This window comes from Halocatena pleomorpha (assembly GCF_003862495.1).
Lineage (GTDB): Archaea > Halobacteriota > Halobacteria > Halobacteriales > Haloarculaceae > Halocatena > Halocatena pleomorpha.
Genome location: NZ_RRCH01000055.1, coordinates 1 through 1,893 on the forward strand (window position 1 = coordinate 1; position 1,893 = coordinate 1,893).

Below are 1,893 nucleotides of genomic sequence, written 5' to 3' on the forward strand. Positions count from 1 at the left end.
AAAAACCTGGACTAAAAAAGGCCGCTCGCTCCGCTTCGCTACGCTCGCGGTGACTACACTTGCGTCTCCCGCTTCCGCCCCGCTCCGCGACCGCTCCACGACCGCTCCGCCTCCGCCACCGCACTGCGACCGCACGGTTCGGATTGCACTAGGCCCTATCAGTACGATATCATCCGATAGAACGCTTCCTGATCCGATAGCTCGGTCCCATTTCGGCCGAGATTTGACTGGAGAACAGTTGTTAGTATGACACGATATTACTCATTGCATCAGTACCTTTATGTGTGAAGGGGTAAGGAACGATAAACGAGAACGCCGGTGTGCGCCACGGGGCGTGTGCGTTCGTTGAAACGCGCCGGGTGCTACTACCACCCGACGCTGGGGTTCTCAGTCAGCAATCGAAAACCCATGATTGGGAACGAAGCAGAGACATGTAACGGTGTCGAATCGTATCAGAAAACTAAACAGCGCCAGCGTTGCCGGAACTGTGGCCGTCCGATTCGGTCACGGTACGCGCATCGGGTGGGGTGTCCACTGCTGGAGGGTCGTCGATGACTCACCTTTTTTCCGTTCGGATGGCCGGAGGCCACCACTCACCGCGCGAGACGGTCGCTCACTTCGTTCGCGCTGCGACTTGCTGGTTCCCACTCGCTACCGCTCGCGGGAACGCAACAAATCTGCATTGCAAGAGCGAAGTGGTTCGAAAGAGCTTCGCTCTTTCGTCATGCCAAAAGACGCTCCGCGTCTTTTGTAGCACTCTTGCAGGCTCTCACTCGTTGCGCTCGCGAGAAGACCAAAAAAAGCCGCTCGCTGTGCTCGTGGGAACTGCGCTCGTGGGGGGCAAGAGATGACGTTGCCGGTGTTTCAGTTCTGGGACCGACTGGGCGAGTCGGTGAACATCTCGACCCTCGACGATCGAGGTCGGATTTCGAAAGCGGAGTTGTACTACGTGATGGACGTAGGCACAGGGGTCTGGTGTCGCCAGAAGCCGAAGGCTTCTGGCTGCTAACCAGAATCTTCGATTCTGGTGATGTAAACCGTGTCGGAGTACGGGCTGCGCCCACGCCACCCAGATCGAGGAGATTCTAGCGACGGCCGGACTCGGCCAGTCACAGCTGAACTACGACGACCTGCCCGGGATTGCGAACATCACGCGGTATGAGGCGACAGGCGAAATGGTCGCCACCGGGTGGTTCGACAATGGCGGGCGTGTTCGGTACCACGAACAGCGCGACGGGACCGTGGTGCAGTCAGTGTACACGCCCGAGGACGACCAGGACCCGACTGCGATAACCGAACAGCCCGACGCAACGAGTGCCCCAGCCGCGTTAGTAGAGATGCTGGCGGAGTACTGCCACTATCGCCAGCGCGGTGATCTCGACGGATTGAGACAGCAGTATCCCGACATGGCTCGTGTCGTGGACAAAGCGCCAGTCGTCCACGCCGACGACTAAAAACACAAAGGCGGCGGAAGCGGTGCGGGGCGGAGCGGAAGCGGTCGCGGCGGCGGAAGACGCAGGTGTGTCACCGCGAGCGCAGCGGAGCGGAGCGAGCGGCTTTTTTTAGTCTTCTCGCGAGCGCAGCGAGGGGGAGCCAGCGAGAGCTTGCTCTCGCGTTGCAGGTTTTTTGCGTGAGGGTGAGCTTCGCTCACCCGAACGCAAAAAAAGTGGAACGCCATCCCTTTGGGTTCGCCTCCCGACCCGACGGGTATGGTTTCACTTGGGTTGGTGGTTTCCCAGTTCAGTAAGGAGGGACAGATCACCCACGAGATGGAAGAGCGCGCCCGGACCGCGGCGGCCGAACACGACGCGAAGATCGTTGCGACCGTTCCGGTACCGGGATCGTACGACACGCCGCTGGCCGCCGATCGATTGGCACGACGGGACGATATCG

At 60.1% G+C, this 1,893-nt stretch carries 4 protein-coding genes; 3 read left to right on the plus strand and 1 reads right to left on the minus strand.

Annotated features, from left to right (window positions below; all coding sequences use genetic code 11):
- Window positions 1-504: 504 nt before the first annotated feature.
- Window positions 505-648, minus strand: coding sequence for a hypothetical protein (locus tag EIK79_RS18335; RefSeq protein ID WP_185715700.1), 144 nt, complete (start codon window positions 646-648; stop codon window positions 505-507).
- Between the two features lie 199 nt (window positions 649-847).
- On the opposite strand from EIK79_RS18335, the gene EIK79_RS18340 reads away from it, so the two are divergent.
- From EIK79_RS18340 to EIK79_RS17670, 3 genes are all read left to right on the plus strand, one after another.
- Window positions 848-1,009, plus strand: coding sequence for a hypothetical protein (locus EIK79_RS18340; protein ID WP_185715701.1), 162 nt, complete (start codon window positions 848-850; stop codon window positions 1,007-1,009).
- Window positions 1,010-1,175: 166 nt separating this feature from the next.
- Entirely contained in the window at window positions 1,176-1,454 is a 279-nt protein-coding gene (locus tag EIK79_RS17665) for a hypothetical protein (protein ID WP_124957117.1), read from the plus strand.
- A gap of 255 nt (window positions 1,455-1,709) precedes the next feature.
- Window positions 1,710-1,893: 6,7-dimethyl-8-ribityllumazine synthase (locus EIK79_RS17670; RefSeq protein WP_185715702.1), on the plus strand; the 184-nt coding region annotated here is incomplete at its 3' end.